Origin of the sequence: Mycolicibacter kumamotonensis, assembly GCF_002086285.1 — a bacterium.
Lineage (GTDB): Bacteria > Actinomycetota > Actinomycetes > Mycobacteriales > Mycobacteriaceae > Mycobacterium > Mycobacterium kumamotonense.
Genome location: NZ_MVHU01000033.1, coordinates 1 through 15563 on the forward strand (window position 1 = coordinate 1; position 15563 = coordinate 15563).

Below are 15563 nucleotides of genomic sequence, written 5' to 3' on the forward strand. Positions count from 1 at the left end.
ACCCCACCCCAGGCCCCCCGCGAGCCTGTAGTTACCGTGCTCGCTACTCGCACTTCTTCGCGCCAACTCTCCCCCGCAAGCGGGAGGTACCCCCAGGCTCGCGAAAGATGTCGGTGCCGATCGGCAGCATCTGGCCATGGCAGAGGTCTTCATCGGGAGCGAGGCGCTGGCGCACAGCCGGCTCACCGAATACGAGCTGCGCCGCTGGCACCGGGCGATCTTCCGCGACGTCTACGTGCCGAAGACACGCCAGCTGACCCTGCGCGACCGGATCGAGGGGGCGTGGCTGCGCTCTGGACGGCACGGCGTGATCGCGGGTGTCGCGGCTTCCGCGCTGCACGGCGCCCGGTGGATCGACACCGATACCCCGATCGAGCTGGTCTGGTCGAATACCCGGCCGCCGCCCGGCCTGATCGCCCGCGACGAAACCCTGGCCGATGACGAACACACCACAGTCGCCGGCATACCGGTCACCACGCCGGCCCGCACCGCTTACGACCTGGGCCGCCACCTGCCCCGGGGCCATGCGGTGGCTCGGCTCGACGCGCTCGCGAGGGCCACCCCGTTCAGCGCCGAGGACGTGCTGTTGACCGCCAAGCACCACAACGGCGCCCGCGGTTCACGACGGCTGCGCGCGGTGCTACCGCTCATCGACCCCGGCGCCGCCTCACCCCAGGAGTCCTGGCTGCGGCTACGACTTATCGACGCCGGCCTGCCCACCCCGGCCACCCAGATCCCGGTGTGCGACCGCAGCTACTGGCCGTTCGCCTGGCTGGATATGGGATGGGAGGACTACAAGGTATCCGCGGAATACGACGGCGATCAGCATCAAAAGGATCGTCAGCAGTACGTCAAAGACCACAAGCGACAGCGCAGGCTGGAACGCCTCGGCTGGATCAACATCCGGGTGATCAACGAGGACAATCCCCGCGAGACCATCCGCCGCGTCACCGAGGCCTTGCGAACCCGCGGCTGGAGACGCTAGACCGGCTGCAGCACATCGGCGATCGGCGCCCCCACCGCGATCTTGCCGCGTGCCGTGCGGACCTTCTCCGGGATACCCGCGCCCACCACGCCCACGAGCACACCATCGCGCTCGTAGTAGGCGAGGAACCTACGCCCGTCGTCCTCGGCCAGGTGCACGGTGTCGAGCACCCGCGGGTGACCGAGGCACTGGATCTTGATCTCGTACTGGTCGCTCCAGAAGTACGGCACACCCGCCGCCACCGGACCCAGGCCCAGCATCGCCGCCACCAGGATCTTCGCCTGCTCGGCGACGTTGCTCCAATGCTCCACCCGCGCTTGGGAACCCGCCTCGTCACGCCACGACGCCACGTCGCCGAGGGCCCAGACGTCCGGGGCGCTGGTACGCCCGGCTCCGTCGCAGACGATCCCGTCGTCCACCGCGATGTCGCTGCCGGCCAACCAGTCGCAGGCGGGCCGCGACCCGATGCCCACGACCACCAGATCGGCCGGGACCACCGCACCGTCCGACAAGCTCACCGACTCGACACCGTCTGCCCCGGAGACCGAAACCACCCTCGCGCCGGTGCGCACGTCGACGCCCTCGGCCTGGTGCAGCCGGGCGATCAGCGCCCCGACCTGCTCACCCAGCACCGAGGCCAGCGGCGTGGGCTGCGGCTCCACCAGCACCACGTCCACCCCCGAGCTGCGCAGGCTGGCCGAGACCTCACACCCGATGAAACCGGCACCGATCACCACCGCGCGGCGCGCGCCGGCCGCCCGCTCCCGCAGCGCCACACAGTCGTCCAACGACCGCAGCACGTGGATGCCGTCCAGGTCGCCGAACGCCGGGATCCGGTTGGGCACCAGGCCGGTGGCGATCACCAGCTGGTCGTAGCCGAGCACCTTCCCGTCGGCCAGCGTCACGGTGTGGGCCGCCGCGTCAAAGCCGAGGGCGGCGACGCCGAGCCGCAACCCGACGTGGTGCTGTTCGTAGAAACTCGCCGGCTTGAGGGCCACATCGTCGACCTCGCCGCGCAACATCTGTTTGGACAGCGGCGGGCGGTCATACGGCAGATGGGCCTCGGCCCCGACGACGGTGATCGGGTCGTCAAACCCGTTGCGGCGCAGTTGTTCGACGACGCGGACCGCGGCCAATCCGGCCCCGACGATGACCACCCCGCTCATGGCCGGGCCACCTCCACCATCTCGAAGTCGGCCTTCGCCGCGCCGCAGTCCGGGCAGCTCCAGTCCTCGGGGATGTCGGCCCAGCGGGTGCCGGGTGGGATGCCGTCCTCCGGCCAGCCCAGCGCCTCGTCGTACTCGAAGCCGCACTGCAGGCAGCGGAACAGAGCGTAGTCGTTCATGAGTTCACTCCCATCGCTTCGAAATCCAGCTTCTCGCGGACCGCACAGTCCGGGCAGCACCAGTCGTCGGGGATCTGTGTCCAGGCAGTCCCGGCGGGGTAGCCCTCGCGCGGTGCGCCGAGTACCTCGTCGTAGACGTAGCCGCAGCCCGGGCACTTGAAGGTGGCCATCAGACGGCTGCACCGTAGCGAGTCAGCACCTTGCTGCGCACCCGTGGGTGAATGTTGGCCCGGGTGATGTCACCGTTGTAGTGCTCGAGCACCCGGTGGTCCATCAGCTTGCGCCACACCATCGGGAAGTACGTCACCCCGATGAGCGCCCCGTATCCGGCCGGAAGGTTCGGCGAGTCGGAGAAGCTGCGCAGCGTCTGGTAGCGCCGGGTCGGGTTGGCGTGGTGGTCGCTGTGCCGCTGCAGGTGGTACAGGAACAGGTTGGTCACCATGTGGTCGGAGTTCCAGCTGTGCTGCGGGGTGCAGCGCTCGTAGCGGCCTTGCGAACCCTCACCGCCCTGCTTCTGGCGCACCAGCCCGTAGTGCTCCAGGTAGTTCACCGCCTCCAGCAGCGACGAGCCGTAGACGGCGTTGATCAGCACGTAGGGGATCAGTGCGGCACCGAAGACCGCGATCATCACGCCCCAGAACAGCACCGACATCGCCAGCGCGTTGATCACGTCGTTGCCCGGCCAGGTCCGCGGGTCCCAGGGGTTCTTGCCGGTGCGGCGGACCCGCGCTGCCTCCAGCCCCCACGCCGAGCGGATGCCGCCGAAGGTGCTGCGCGGCAGGAACTCCCAGAACGTCTCACCGAAGCGGGCCGACGCCGGGTCCTCGGGGGTGGCCACCCGGACGTGGTGGCCGCGGTTGTGCTCGACGTAGAAGTGGCCGTAGCAGACCTGGGCCAGGGTGATCTTGGCCAGCCAGCGCTCCAGCGACTCCCGCTTGTGGCCCAGCTCGTGGGCGGTGTTGATGCCGACCCCGGCCACGATCGCGGTGGTGAGCGCGACCCCGATCTTGCCCAGCCAGCCCAGCGACCCCTCGAAGCCGAGCCAGCCCAGGTCCGAGGCGGTGAACAGGTAGGCGCCGAAGATGGCGCTGGCGTACTGGAACGGGATGTAGGCGTAGGTGGCGTACCGGTAGTACTTGTCGTTCTCCAGCGCCGCCATCACCTCATCCGGCGGGTTCTGGCCGTCGGCCCCGATCATGAGGTCCAGCGTCGGCAGGATCACGTAGAGCAGGATCGGCCCGATGTAGAGCGGCAGTTGCGCCGCGGTGTGCAGGCCGGCCTGGTTCAGCGCCCAGACCAGCGGCAGCATGAGGAACAGCATGGTGGGCACGATCAGGCCCAGCAGCCACAGGTGACGTTTCTTGTCCTGCCAGATCGCCGGCTCGCTGGCCATTCGGGTGCTCATTGCATTCAGCCTTTCGTCGAGGTCACACCGCTAGTGATGACGACGTTAGGTAGCAGCGCCCGGTGGTTGCTCGTCCCGCAAGGCTGTAATTCCGTCGGCTATTCGTCTCCGGAGGACAACGGTGACAACACCGCCGCGCCGTACCACTGGCACAGCAGCAGCGCGATCTCGACGTCCAGGCGATCTTCGGCGATCGGGCGGCCGCGCCGCTCGATCGCCCGCTGCACCCGGTACTTCATGGTGTTGACGTGCAGATGCAGCTGCTCGCCGGCCGCCTTGAAGCTGGAACCGGTCCGCAGGAACACCCGCAGCGTGTCACGGAGGCGCTCGTCGGCCTCGGTCGCGCGGGCTAGCGGGCCGAGCACCTCACCGACCCAGGCCCGGGCGGCGGCCACGTCGCCGCCGCCGAGCAGTGCCGCGGCCGACAGTCCCGGATCCGCTGCCGCGCTGACCCGGGCGGTGGCGGAGGCGACCGACAGCGTGTGTACCGCCAGCGCCTGCTGGTGCGACCGGCGGAAGCCCTCAACTCCGGGCAGCGGATTGCCGATCGCCACCCAGGGCTCGCCGGAGGCGCTCTGCGCGCAGGCGCGGATCTGCGTCACCGCCTCGGCTCCGGCGGTGGACGCCAAAGGGATCCAGGCCCATCCGGTGGTGCTGTCGGCCGGGACGAACAGCGGCGCCCCTTGGACCACTAGCGACTCGGCGAGCTTCTTGATGAATCCTTCGGCGGCCGCGAGTCTGTCGCCGCCCGACTCGGGATACCACACGACCAGCGCCACGTGGGTCCGCCGCAGCGGGTAGCGGATCGCGGTCGTCATCGCATCGACGTCCAAGTCGTCCCCGGACAGGATCTCGCGGACCCGCAACGCGCGCACCGCGTTTCGGCTCTCCAACCACCGCTCGCGTTCGGCCTGGTAGACGGAGGACACCTGTTGGGACATCTCGTCGATGTAACCGAACATCAGCGTCGACATCTCCGAGAGCACATCCAGTCGCAGGTCGGGATCCAAGTCGGCGGAACGGATCTCCTGCAGCACCAGCTGGAGTGCCACCGAGTGGCCGAGCCGGTAAGCGCGCACCAGCGCATTCACCGGGATCCCGCGTTGTGCCAGGCGGCGGGCGTGCTCCAGGGCGACGACCGGCGCGGCGATATCGGCGACCGGGATGTTGTGGCGGATCGCCGAGAAGTATGCATCGACATTGGCCGCCACGGTTTCGTGCAACAGCTGCAGCAGCGACGAGTCCCCGGTCAGGTCCGGCGACTCCTTGGCGACCAGATTCTCGATCACCTGGGTGGTTTCGTCGAGGTGATCGAAGAGCCGCTGCGAGATTTCGATCGCGGCCGCGGCGATTGCGGTGTCGTCGGTCGCGCCCGGGTCGGCCATAGCCCGACGGTAGTCCGCGACTAGGAGTCTGCTGAATTAATCCCGCGTGGCGGGGTGGTTGTGGTGGGGTTTTCGCTGATGATTGTTGGGTGCAGGGTCGCTCTGATGATCAGCGTGAGTTGTTGGATGCGGAGTCGGTCGCCGGACATCTGTTGAAGGCGGACAGCATGTTTGCGTTCCTGGCAGCCCATCGCGGTGAGTTATTTCCCGAGGAGATGTTCGCCGATCTGTTTCCGTCGCGCCGGGGCCGGCCGAGTGTGCCGGCCGAGGTGATGGCCTCGGTAATCACTTTGCAGGCTCTGCACGGGATGTCGGATAACGAGACCGTCGATGCGGTGGCTTTCGACCTGCGATGGAAAGCCGCGTGCGGTCTGGCGGTGACAGCGCCGGCATTTCATTCCACGACGTTGACGTACTGGCGGCGCCGGTTGGCGGCCTCGGATCGACCGGACCGGATCTTCGAGGCGGTCAAGGCCGTCGTGGCCCAAACCGGGGTGCTGGCAGGCAAGACCCGGCGGGCTCTGGATTCCACAGTCCTCGACGATGCGGTGGCCACCCAGGACACCGTGACCCAGCTGATCGGCGCGATCCGCCGGGTGGCCCGCGATGTCCCCGGCGCCGGCGAGGTCATCGCCGCGCACTGCCGCGCTCATGATTACACCGACCCGGGCAAACCAGCGATCGCCTGGGACGACAGTGCCGCCCGGGACCGGCTCGTCGATGCCCTGGTCGGCGACGCTCACCGGGTACTGGGGTATCTGCCCGAGCAGGAGCTAGCGCCACGCGCGGCCGAGGCAGTGGCGTTGTTGGCGCTGATCGCCGGCCAGGACGTCGAGCCGGTCGAGGGCTCCGATGGCACCGACGGGCAATGGCGCATCGCGCAGAAAGTCGCTGGGGATCGCGTGATCTCCACCGTCGACCCTGAGGCGCGGCACGCGCACAAGACGGTGCATCGGCGCCAGGACGGGTTCAAAGCCCACATCGCCATCGAACCTGACACCGGAATCATCACCGATTGCGAGTTGACCAAGGCCAGCGGCTCCGACAATCACGAGGCCGTCGTCGGACTCAGACTGCTCGCCGACGAAAACACCCCGGTGCGGGTACTGGCTGATTCGGCGTATGGCACCGGGGCGGCTCGGGCCGCACTGGCTGACGCCGGCCACGTCGTGGTGATCAAACCACTGCCGCTGCGCGCGCCGGTGCCCGCCGGATTCACCAGCGACGATTTCGTCATCGACTTTGACGCCCGTATCGTGACGTGCCCGGCGGGCCACCAAACGCCAATCGGCCCCAGCGGCGGAGCCGCGTTCGAAAGACACTGCCGCTCATGCCCGTTGATGTCCCAGTGCACCACTGCGGTTCGCGGACGAAAACTCACCATCCACATTCATGAGCAGTTACTGCGCGCTGCGCGCGCCGCAGCCCGCCATCCCGACTGGCAAGCCGAATATCGACGCCACCGCCCCATGGTGGAACGCTCCATCGCCTGGCTCACTCGAGGCAACCGAAAAGTGCGTTACCGCGGCATAGCCAAGAACGATCGCTGGCTGCACCACCGCGCCGGCGCATTGAACCTGCGCCGCCTGATCACCATGGGCCTGACCCACACCGGCACCGCCTGGACCATCGCCTGACCCAGCGCCCGGGCATTGCCTTCAAACCAACCCCGTGCCACGATCGCCACGGCGGGGTGACCTCTTCTGTCGACCTCAGGGTCTGACTTCAAACCAGCGCCAACGAGAGCGCCGCGAGGCACCCCGCCCCCGAAGACCACTAATTCAGCAGACTCCTAGACGCGCCGCGGCGCGACCAGCCGCTCGCGGCGCAGCGTCTCGACTTCGGGCAGTTCCAGCGGCGCCAGGGTGCCGACCACGTTCGACAACAGCAGATCGGCCAGTTCGGGGTTGCGAGCCAGGCACGGCCCGTGCAGATAGGTGGCGACGACGCTGCCCTGCACCACGCCGTCGTGCCCGTCGCCGGCCCGGTTTCCGGCGCCCTTGGTCACCGCCGATAGCGGTGTCGCCGACGGGCCCAACACGGTTCCGCCGCGGTGGTTCTCGAATCCGGTCAGCGGCTGCGTCAGCCCCGCCAGCAGCGGGGTGCCGACCACCTCGCCGATGGTGCGCGTCTCCTGCGGTGAGGTGGTGACGTCGAGCAGTCCGACCCCGTCGACGCGTTCTCCGGCCGAAGTCTCATACCAGTGTCCGAGCACCTGGATAGCTGCGCAGATCGCCAGGACCGGCGCCCCGCGTTCGGCCGCGCGCTGCAGTCCCGGATACCGGATCAGGTGCCGGGTGGCCAGTCGTTGCGCGTAGTCCTCGGCGCCGCCCAGGGTGTAGAGGTCGAGTGATTCCGGTACCGGGTCGGCGAGCGTGATCTCGACGATCTCGGCGGGGATGTCGCGCAGCAGCAGTCGCTGTCGCAGCACCACCGCGTTGCCGCTGTCGCCGTAGGTGCCCATCACGTCGGGCAGCACCAGCCCGATCCGCACCGTCATGCCAACCGCCGCTGCAGCTGTAGGAACGCCGTGTAGTTGGCGACGACCTCGACCGGCCCGGGCGGGCAGGACGCGATCGCCGCGCAGGTGTCGTGCACCAGGCTGTGCTGCACACCGGCGTACCCGAGCCGCACCGCCAGGTCGGTGCCGCGCTCACCGGCGGCCACCACGTGGACCCCTTCGAAATGCTCGAAGCGCACATCCCACAGCCAGGACAGGTCTTCGCCGTCGGGGACCTGGCCGTTGACGGCGATCACCACCCCGGCGGCCTGGTGGTCGACCATCGACAGCGCCTCCTGCCAGCCGGCCGGGTTCTTGGCCAGCAGCATCCGCACCGTGTGCTGGCCGACCTGCACGCTGCGGTAGCGCCCCGCGACCTCGTCGACGGCGCCCACGGCGGCCACCGCTGTGCCGGGATCGGCGCCCACCGCCACGGCGGCGGCGACGGCCTGGGCGGCGTTGCCGCGATTGACCTTTCCGGGCAGCGCGAGCCGCATCGGCAGCATCAGACCGTCGGGCCCGTACAGCGAGTCGTCGTCGAACCACCACTGCGGGGTGGGGCGGTGAAAGTCGCATCCGGTGGAGCGCCAGTGCCCATCGCGGCGTTCGATCACCTCACCGCTGCGCGGGCAGCTGACCGAGTCACCGGCCCAGCCGCCGCCGGCGGCCACCCACACCACGTTGGGGGAGTCGTAGGCGGCCGAGGTCATCAGCACGTCGTCGCAGTTGGCGACGACCACCGTCTGCGGATGCCGGGCCAGCCCGGCGCGCAGCGCGCGTTCCACGGCGTTGATCTCACCGACCCGGTCCAGTTGGTCGCGGGACAGGTTGAGCAAGACGACCACGGCCGGCGAGACCGCATCGGCCACGTGGGGCACGTGCATCTCGTCGACCTCGAGGGCGGCCAGCGGCGCGGTGCGGTCGGCGGCTAGGGCCGCGATCAGCCCGGCGTCCATGTTGGCGCCCTCGGCGTTGGTGGCCACCGCGCCCAGGTCACGCAGCGCCGCGGCGACCATGCGGGTGGTGGTCGACTTGCCGTTGGTGCCGGTGACGACAACGCTGCGCCGTCCGGTGCCCAGCTGGCGCAGGATCGAGCGGTCCAGGGTCATCGCGACCAGGCCGCCGATCATCGCCCCGGCGCCGCGGCCGGTGACCCGCGACGCCCAGCGCGCGCCGGCTCCAGCGGCCAGCGCTAGGCGTCCACGTGCGGTGATCACGCTCGGCAGTTTATGGCGATCGCCGGCGCGCCGTCCGCGCCGGGCGTCGCGGACCGCGCTCAACGGTTTAAGTCGCCGACACGAGGTGCAGCAGACGTGGAACGGTCACCCCGGCGTGCCATCCTCATCGCATGAGTGCGCTGTGGGGCCGCCCGGCTCGCGATCCCGGCGACGGCTGGGCCGTCGTCGACGTCGAGACGTCGGGGTTTCGGCCCGGGCAGGCTCGCGTGCTCAGCGTCGCCGCGCTGGCGCTCGACGCCGACGGGCGCATCGAGCGGTCGGTGTCGCACCTGGTCAACCCGGGCACCGACCCCGGCCCCACCCACGTGCACGGGCTCACCGCCGAGATGCTGGCGGGTCAGCCGCGGTTCGCCGACGTCGTCGACGAGGTCGCCGAGCTGCTGGCCGGTCGCACCCTGGTGGCGCACAACGTGGCGTTCGATTACACCTTCCTGGCCGTCGAAGCCGAGATGGCCGGCGCCGAACTGCCCATCGACTCGGTGATGTGCACGCTGGAATTGGCCCGGCGGCTGGACCTGGGCCTGGCCAACCTGCGGCTGCAGACCCTCGCCGCGCACTGGGGCATCGTCCAGACCCGGGCGCACGACGCGCTCGATGACGCTCGGGTGCTGGCCGGGGTGCTGCAGCCTGCCCTGCAGCGGGCCCGGGAACGCGACGTGTGGCTGCCGGTGCGGCCGGTCACCCGCCGCCGGTGGCCCAACGGCCGGATCACCCACGAGGAACTGCGGCCGCTGAAGGCGCTGGCATCGCGGATGCCGTGTGCGTATCTGAACCCTGGCCGATACGTGCGGGGGCGTCCGCTGGTGCAGGGTATGCGGGTCGCGCTGTCCGCCGAATGCACCCGCACCCACGAGGAACTCGTCGAGCGCATCCTGTACGCCGGCCTGGCCTACAGCGACGTCGTCGACACCACCACCTCGCTGGTGATCTGCAACGACGAACGTCCGGAGCAGGGCAAGGGCTACCAGGCGCAGGAATTGGGTGTGCCGACGGTCTCCGACGAGCAGTTCATGGCCTGCATCGGAAGGGTGGGCGGGGTCGTCCAAGGCACCGGCATCGAGCAGTTCGTCGACGCCGGGGCGGCCGGCGAGCAGATCTCACTGTTCTGAGGGGTTGGCGCGCCGCTGGACTACGCGGTGATGCCGTAGGTCTTCAATTTCCGGTACAGGCTGGAACGCGACATTCCCAGTTCTGTCGCGGCAGCTACCCGGTTGTGGCCCACATTCTGCAAGGCCGCGACGATCGCATCGCGTTCGATGATTTCTAGCGGGGTCAGGGCGCGCCGCGAGCTGGTATGGCAGTAGCCAGGCAGATCGCCATCCTGAATTTCACCGACCGGACGCTGGCGAACTGCGTGCGCCAGCGCTTCGCGCAGCTGAGAGATGTTGCGGGGCCACGAATATCGGGAGATGAGCCGTTGCGCCGACGGGCTGATGCGGATCTTGTGTTTGGGCGCGATCGTGTGCAGAAGTGTCGCGGTGATGGCCGGTAGATCATCGGTGCGGCACCGCAGCGGGGGCACAGTGATCGTGGTGTCGAAATGACCCAGCAGTTCACAGCATGGCATGTCTGAGTTAGACGGGGATTGCGACACGGTCGCTACGATCCATGCCGGCCCATCCAACGATTCGACCGCCGAGAAATATGCCTCGAGCCTTTCAACCTCGTCCGGGCTCGCCTGATCGATGTCACGCACGATGTGCAGTGCGGGTTCACTCAGGTTGCTCACTAGCGAGCCGATATCCGATGGAGTGACTTCTATCCCGACCTGTGCCGCGTCGAGCGCAATGCTGCGTGCGTTGGGATAGATCGAGTGGAAGAGCTCAATGGCCAAGGTGGACTTGCCTACACCGGTCTCGCCGACCAGCAGTGCCGGCTGCTTGTTCTCCAGCGCCGTGCGTAGTTCGCAGCAAGCTCGAACCCACGCCGGCGAGCGGCCGCCGGCCAGAGCGCCACGTGAGCAGAAGGGTGCATCCGCGATCTGTGCGGGCTGGTGGGTCGCCACACCGATTCGCGGCGACGCTTGCGCGGCGAAATGGTCGTGTGATCCGGCGCGGCCAGAGTTGACCAGTTCGGCCGTCACCACGATGCCGGCGACCTCCGAGCCGGCAAAGATGCGGGTTCCCCAGAGGTGCACGAGACGGTCTCGGCCCGACAGGGCGAATGTGTCGCTCGCGTGTTCCTTGTGCGTCATCAGGAAGGTTGCGTGCTCTCGGAGCACCTGCTGCTCGCCGGCGTCGAACATCTGTTGGGCGCAGGGGCTGGCGATGAACAGCGTGTCGCCGAACGCGAAGACCGCGTGCCGAGCCGATCGGGCGGCAACACGTAGGTAGGTCTCGAATATCGCGCGTTGGGACTGGTTACGGTCGAGCAGCAGGTTGCGGCTGATGTCGTTGGCGGCGTTCTTGATCAAGGTGGGTATCAGCGGACTCCACGCCTGGGCCAGTGACGTGATGTCCAAGACCCCCTCGATTCGCCTGGTGACAGGGTCGATGATGGGAGCGCCTGTGCATGCGAACCTTCGCAGGTTCTCGGTGAAGTGTTCTGATCCGATCACGCTGAGTGGCTGGCCCGCCTCGAGGACGGTTCCGATGCCGTTGGTGCCTAGGGCCGCCTCGGAGCAGTCGAAGCCCGGAGCGAACCGGACCTCGTCAAGGAGTTGGCCGACCACCGACGAGCAGTCGATCCGCTGGACGATGCGGGCCTTCTTATCTGACAAGGCGATGACCAGTGGCAGGTCGGCGGTGTCGATCTCCATCTGTTGGAGCACGGGCCGGGCACAGCGCACCAGCAGAGATCCGGTGTCGATCTCATTGGTGAACGAACTTTGCGGTTGCGCGGCATCTACGCCCGCGGCCCTGCTGCGCTCCCAGGACGCCGCAATCAGGTCGGAAACCCCTACTGACCTGGCGCGCAGCAGAACATCAGCACCGGTGGCGGGCCCATTCGGCAAGGGGTCGCAGGCGTCGGCCGTCACCGTTCCTCACTTAAAACACACATACTCATTTATATTACATAAATCATATTTTCGCTAATTTTAGACGTGGATCACGTTTGCGCGTTTGGGCTGCCGCGGGACGGCAGTGGTCACGGCCATGCCGTAATGGTCGGTGCTGCGCCGAGCGGGCAAGCGGGCTCCCTCAACGGCGTGTACTCCAATGGGATCGATGTCTGCTCGACCCATTTGCGACAGCGGCGTCGACGGCCGGGATCATAACGACCATGGTTGGTGCACTTGACTTCTCAGTCAAAACCAACTGATCGCAATCAATCGACCTTACCGCCGCCGGTACCGCTGGGGTGTGTCCCAATTTGGGATTTGCCAATGCATTGCGATTGCTGCGGGCGCCACGGTAGACATCAGTCACGCCATCCGCGTACGGCGCCGGGCGGCGGGTCAATCTCTCAGGCATCGAGGAGGCCAAGGTTGTGCTGATGTTGTCGCAGCGATCGGAACGGCTGGTAGGTCGGACATGAAGAGTCAGACGGTGCGCGGAGTGGTCTCGCAAAAGCAGGGCATGCCGGTCGAGGTGACCGACATCGTGATCCCGGATCCGGGTCCTAACGATGTGGTGGTCGCGGTGACCGCGTGCGGGGTGTGTCACACCGATCTGACCTACCGCGACGGTGGCATCAATGATTCGTATCCGTTCTTGTTGGGCCATGAGGCCGCCGGGACTGTGGAGGCGGTGGGTTCGGCGGTGAGCGCGGTCGAGCCCGGCGACTTCGTGATCTTGAATTGGCGTGCGGTGTGCGGGCAGTGCCGGGCCTGCAAGCGCGGCCGGCCGCACCTGTGCTTTGACACCTTCAACGCCTCGGTGCCGATGACGCTGACCGACGGCACCGAACTCACCCCGGCACTGGGTATCGGGGCGTTCGCCGACAAGACCTTGGTGCATGAGGGGCAGTGCACCAAGGTCGATCCGGGCGCTGATCCGGCGGTGGCCGGGCTGTTGGGCTGCGGGGTGATGGCCGGTCTGGGTGCGGCGATCAACACCGGCGGCGTCAGCCGTGACGACACCGTCGCGGTGATCGGCTGCGGCGGTGTGGGCGACGCGGCGATCGCGGGCGCGGCCCTGGTGGGTGCGCGGCGCATCATCGCCGTGGACACCGACGAGACCAAGCTGGCCTGGGCCCGAGACTTCGGTGCCACCGACACCGTCAACGCCGGCACCCAGGACCCGGTCGAGGCGATCCAGGAGCTCACCGACGGTTTCGGTGCTGATGTGGTGATCGATGCGGTGGGTCGACCGGAGACCTGGAAGCAGGCGTTCTACGCGCGTGATCTGGCCGGAACGGTTGTGCTGGTGGGAGTCCCGACGCCGGATATGCGCTTGGAGATGCCGCTGGTGGACTTCTTCTCCCGCGGCGGGTCACTGAAGTCGTCGTGGTATGGCGATTGCCTGCCCGAGCGTGACTTCCCGACCTTGATCAGTCTGTATCTGCAGGGGCGACTGCCGTTGGAGAAATTCGTCTCCGAACGCATCGGCCTGGGCGAGGTCGAGGAGGCGTTCGCAAAGATGCACGACGGTACGGTGCTGCGTTCGGTGATGGTGCTGTGAGCGGCATCGAGCGGGTCGTCACCAGCGGCACCTTCGAGCTTGACGGCGGCAGTTGGGACGTCGACAACAACATCTGGATCGTCGGTGACGATTCGCAGGTGGTGGTCTTCGACGCCGCCCACGACGCGGCACCGATCCTCGACGCGGTCGGGGGCCGCAAGGTGGTGGCGGTGGTGTGTACGCACGGCCACAACGACCACATCACGGTGGCGCCGCAGCTCGGCGAAACCCTCGACGCCCCGGTGTGGCTGCACCCGGCCGACGAGATGCTGTGGCAGATGACGCATCCGGACAACAACTTCGAGCCGATCTCGGACAACCAGACGCTGCGGGTGGCCGGCACCGAGCTGCAAGCCCTGCACACCCCGGGCCATTCGCCGGGCTCGGTGTGCTGGTATGCCCCGGATCTGGGGGCGGTGTTCAGTGGCGACACACTGTTCTGCGGTGGCCCGGGCGCCACCGGACGCTCGTTCTCGGACTTTCCCACGATCCTGGCCTCGATCTCCGAGCAGCTCGGCACACTACCGGCCGAAACCGTCGTCTACACCGGCCACGGCGACACCACCCGCATCGGGGATGAACTGGTGAACTACGACGACTGGGTAGCGCGCGGCCACTGACGACGCGCCACGAGGAACGAGCCGCGCGCTCATCCTCGACGGCTGGATCCACTGATGTTCGGTACCGCCGAAGCCGTCTGCGCTCTCAAATCCCTTGGGAACGCGCCCGACTCGTGTACCGAAATGTCCCATCGTGGGACATCGATCAACGAAACGACGACCCTAGGCTGATAAGCGACCAGAAATAAGGCCAATCAGCGAAGGGAGCACTATGGCCATCGACTTTACGCTGACTAGGGAGCAGAAGGAGCTCCAGAAGACTGCACGAGAATTTTCTCGAGATCTTCTCGCTCCTGTTGCGCTGAAGGCGGATGCGGAGTCTGACCCACAGCGGGCATTCGCGATGATGAAGCCCGTGTACGCCGAAGCGTACAAACTCGGCTTCGCCTTCGGATTTCTGCCGGAAGAGTATGGCGGATCGGGAGCAACCAATCTCGATGTCCAGATCATTTCCGAAGAAATTTGCGCAGTGGACCCCGGCTTCGGGTGCATTCTTCTCGTGAATGGCCTCGCGCTCATGCCGTTGCTGTGGTTCGGCTCGGAGGAGCAGAAGAAGAAGTGGTTTACCGAGGCCACCAGTGATCCGACCGGCGAATACATTGCCGGCTACAATGTGAGTGAGGCCAACGGCACGGCCAATTTTGATCACCCTGGTACCCATTCCGCAGGTCTGCAGATGACAGCGGAATTTGATAAAAGCACGGGTGAGTATGTGCTCAATGGCTCGAAGTTCTGGCCGAGCAGCTCAGGTGGATGGGACCTCAAGGGCGCCAATGTCAACATGTTCATCGTGCGGTCGGACCGCAACAAGGGTGGTAAAGAGGGCCTGAGTTGCATTCTGGTTCCGCGCGGAACGCCTGGCATGGAATTCAAGCCACCAATTGACAAGGTGGGCCATCGGACCAACCAGAACAACTGGATCGAGTTCGACAACTGCCGGGTCCCCGAGGAAAATGCGTTTGCGATCGGAAACGGCGACCTGGTTATTTCCAAGGCCTTCACCTGGTCGGGCCCCGTTGCGGGTATCGCCGCCGTGGGGGTGGCGCGCTCCGCGTTGGAATGGACTATGGATTGGTCGAAAACCTATACCGCCGCCGGCGATAAGGCGATCATCAATTATCAGGCCGTCGGCTACATGTTGGCCGATATACAAATGCGGATTGAAGCGAGTCGCTACCTGTGCTGGAAGGCGGCACACTACCTTGATATGTATCAGGAGGAAGGTCAGGCATTCGGTGCCATGGCCAAAGTATTTGCCTGCGAACTGTTGTTCGACACTGTCTTCAAGTGTATGCAGGTCACTGGCACAAACTCGCTGAACCGGGAATACCCACTGGAGCGGTACCTGCGCGAGGCCGTCGTTCTCCCGATATATGACGCGGGAACGATTGGGATGCAGCGCCGCAAGATCTGGGGTGTCATGGCAGACCCTGACTATGACATCAACGCCTTTAGGGACTGCAAGCCCGTTCCCTTTAAGAAGTCAATGGAGGGATGGGGGCTCTGATCCCCCTCAGCCCGAG

General features: G+C 66.8%; 14 protein-coding genes. 6 read left to right on the forward strand and 8 right to left on the reverse strand.

Translation table 11 applies throughout. The features are described 5' to 3' along the window. Positions 1–136: 136 nt before the first annotated feature. A complete protein-coding gene (locus BST28_RS18265; RefSeq protein ID WP_065289658.1) occupies positions 137–985 on the forward strand; it encodes a type IV toxin-antitoxin system AbiEi family antitoxin in 849 nt (282 codons plus the stop codon). Here the strand turns inward: BST28_RS18265 and BST28_RS18270 are convergent. From BST28_RS18270 to BST28_RS18290, 5 genes are all read right to left on the reverse strand, one after another. Next, a complete protein-coding gene (locus BST28_RS18270) occupies positions 982–2151 on the reverse strand; it encodes an NAD(P)/FAD-dependent oxidoreductase (RefSeq protein ID WP_083082193.1) in 1170 nt (389 codons plus the stop codon). The genes BST28_RS18265 and BST28_RS18270 overlap by 4 nt on opposite strands. Beyond that, the gene (locus BST28_RS18275; RefSeq protein WP_019738098.1) at positions 2148–2330 is read right to left on the reverse strand and encodes a rubredoxin; all 183 of its coding nucleotides are present in this window, start codon (positions 2328–2330) and stop codon (positions 2148–2150) included. The genes BST28_RS18270 and BST28_RS18275 overlap by 4 nt, the downstream gene beginning before the upstream one ends. Further along, positions 2327–2500, reverse strand: a complete 174-nt coding sequence (locus BST28_RS18280) for a rubredoxin (RefSeq protein ID WP_019738099.1) — start codon at positions 2498–2500, stop codon at positions 2327–2329. The genes BST28_RS18275 and BST28_RS18280 overlap by 4 nt, the downstream gene beginning before the upstream one ends. Then, positions 2500–3735 carry an alkane 1-monooxygenase gene (locus BST28_RS18285; protein ID WP_083082194.1) on the reverse strand — a complete coding sequence of 412 codons (1236 nt, stop codon included), beginning with the start codon at positions 3733–3735 and terminating at the stop codon, positions 2500–2502. Before BST28_RS18285 ends, BST28_RS18280 begins: the two co-directional genes overlap by 1 nt. Before the next feature lie 98 nt (positions 3736–3833). Beyond that, a complete protein-coding gene (locus BST28_RS18290; protein ID WP_083082195.1) occupies positions 3834–5120 on the reverse strand; it encodes a PucR family transcriptional regulator in 1287 nt (428 codons plus the stop codon). A gap of 89 nt (positions 5121–5209) precedes the next feature. Between BST28_RS18290 and BST28_RS18295 the strand changes: the two genes are divergently transcribed. Next, positions 5210–6757 (forward strand): IS1182 family transposase, encoded by a 1548-nt coding sequence (locus BST28_RS18295; RefSeq protein WP_029249625.1) that lies wholly within the window; start codon positions 5210–5212, stop codon positions 6755–6757. A gap of 155 nt (positions 6758–6912) precedes the next feature. Here BST28_RS18295 and BST28_RS18300 read toward each other — a convergent pair whose 3' ends face one another. Then, on the reverse strand, positions 6913–7620 hold the full coding sequence (locus tag BST28_RS18300; RefSeq protein ID WP_065289664.1) for a type 1 glutamine amidotransferase: 708 nt from the start codon (positions 7618–7620) through the stop codon (positions 6913–6915). Next, the gene (locus BST28_RS18305) at positions 7617–8837 is read right to left on the reverse strand and encodes a Mur ligase family protein (RefSeq protein WP_083082197.1); all 1221 of its coding nucleotides are present in this window, start codon (positions 8835–8837) and stop codon (positions 7617–7619) included. The genes BST28_RS18300 and BST28_RS18305 overlap by 4 nt, the downstream gene beginning before the upstream one ends. Before the next feature lie 131 nt (positions 8838–8968). Between BST28_RS18305 and BST28_RS18310 the strand changes: the two genes are divergently transcribed. Continuing rightward, the gene (locus BST28_RS18310; RefSeq protein ID WP_065289666.1) at positions 8969–9967 is read left to right on the forward strand and encodes a DEDDh family exonuclease; all 999 of its coding nucleotides are present in this window, start codon (positions 8969–8971) and stop codon (positions 9965–9967) included. A gap of 20 nt (positions 9968–9987) precedes the next feature. Here the strand turns inward: BST28_RS18310 and BST28_RS18315 are convergent, their stop codons facing one another. Further along, positions 9988–11835: a sigma-54-dependent Fis family transcriptional regulator gene (locus BST28_RS18315; protein ID WP_165758101.1), complete on the reverse strand. Its 1848-nt coding sequence runs from the start codon at positions 11833–11835 to the stop codon at positions 9988–9990. Between the two features lie 496 nt (positions 11836–12331). Here BST28_RS18315 and BST28_RS18320 point away from each other — a divergent pair, with 496 nt between their 5' ends. The 3 genes from BST28_RS18320 (at position 12332) to BST28_RS18330 (ending at position 15547) form a co-directional block, all read left to right on the forward strand. After that, the gene (locus BST28_RS18320) at positions 12332–13420 is read left to right on the forward strand and encodes an S-(hydroxymethyl)mycothiol dehydrogenase (RefSeq protein ID WP_083082199.1); all 1089 of its coding nucleotides are present in this window, start codon (positions 12332–12334) and stop codon (positions 13418–13420) included. Beyond that, the gene (locus BST28_RS18325; protein WP_019735939.1) at positions 13417–14040 is read left to right on the forward strand and encodes an MBL fold metallo-hydrolase; all 624 of its coding nucleotides are present in this window, start codon (positions 13417–13419) and stop codon (positions 14038–14040) included. The genes BST28_RS18320 and BST28_RS18325 overlap by 4 nt, the downstream gene beginning before the upstream one ends. 211 nt (positions 14041–14251) lie before the next feature. Further along, entirely contained in the window at positions 14252–15547 is a 1296-nt protein-coding gene (locus BST28_RS18330) for an acyl-CoA dehydrogenase family protein (RefSeq protein WP_065289562.1), read from the forward strand. Positions 15548–15563 lie beyond the last annotated feature (16 nt).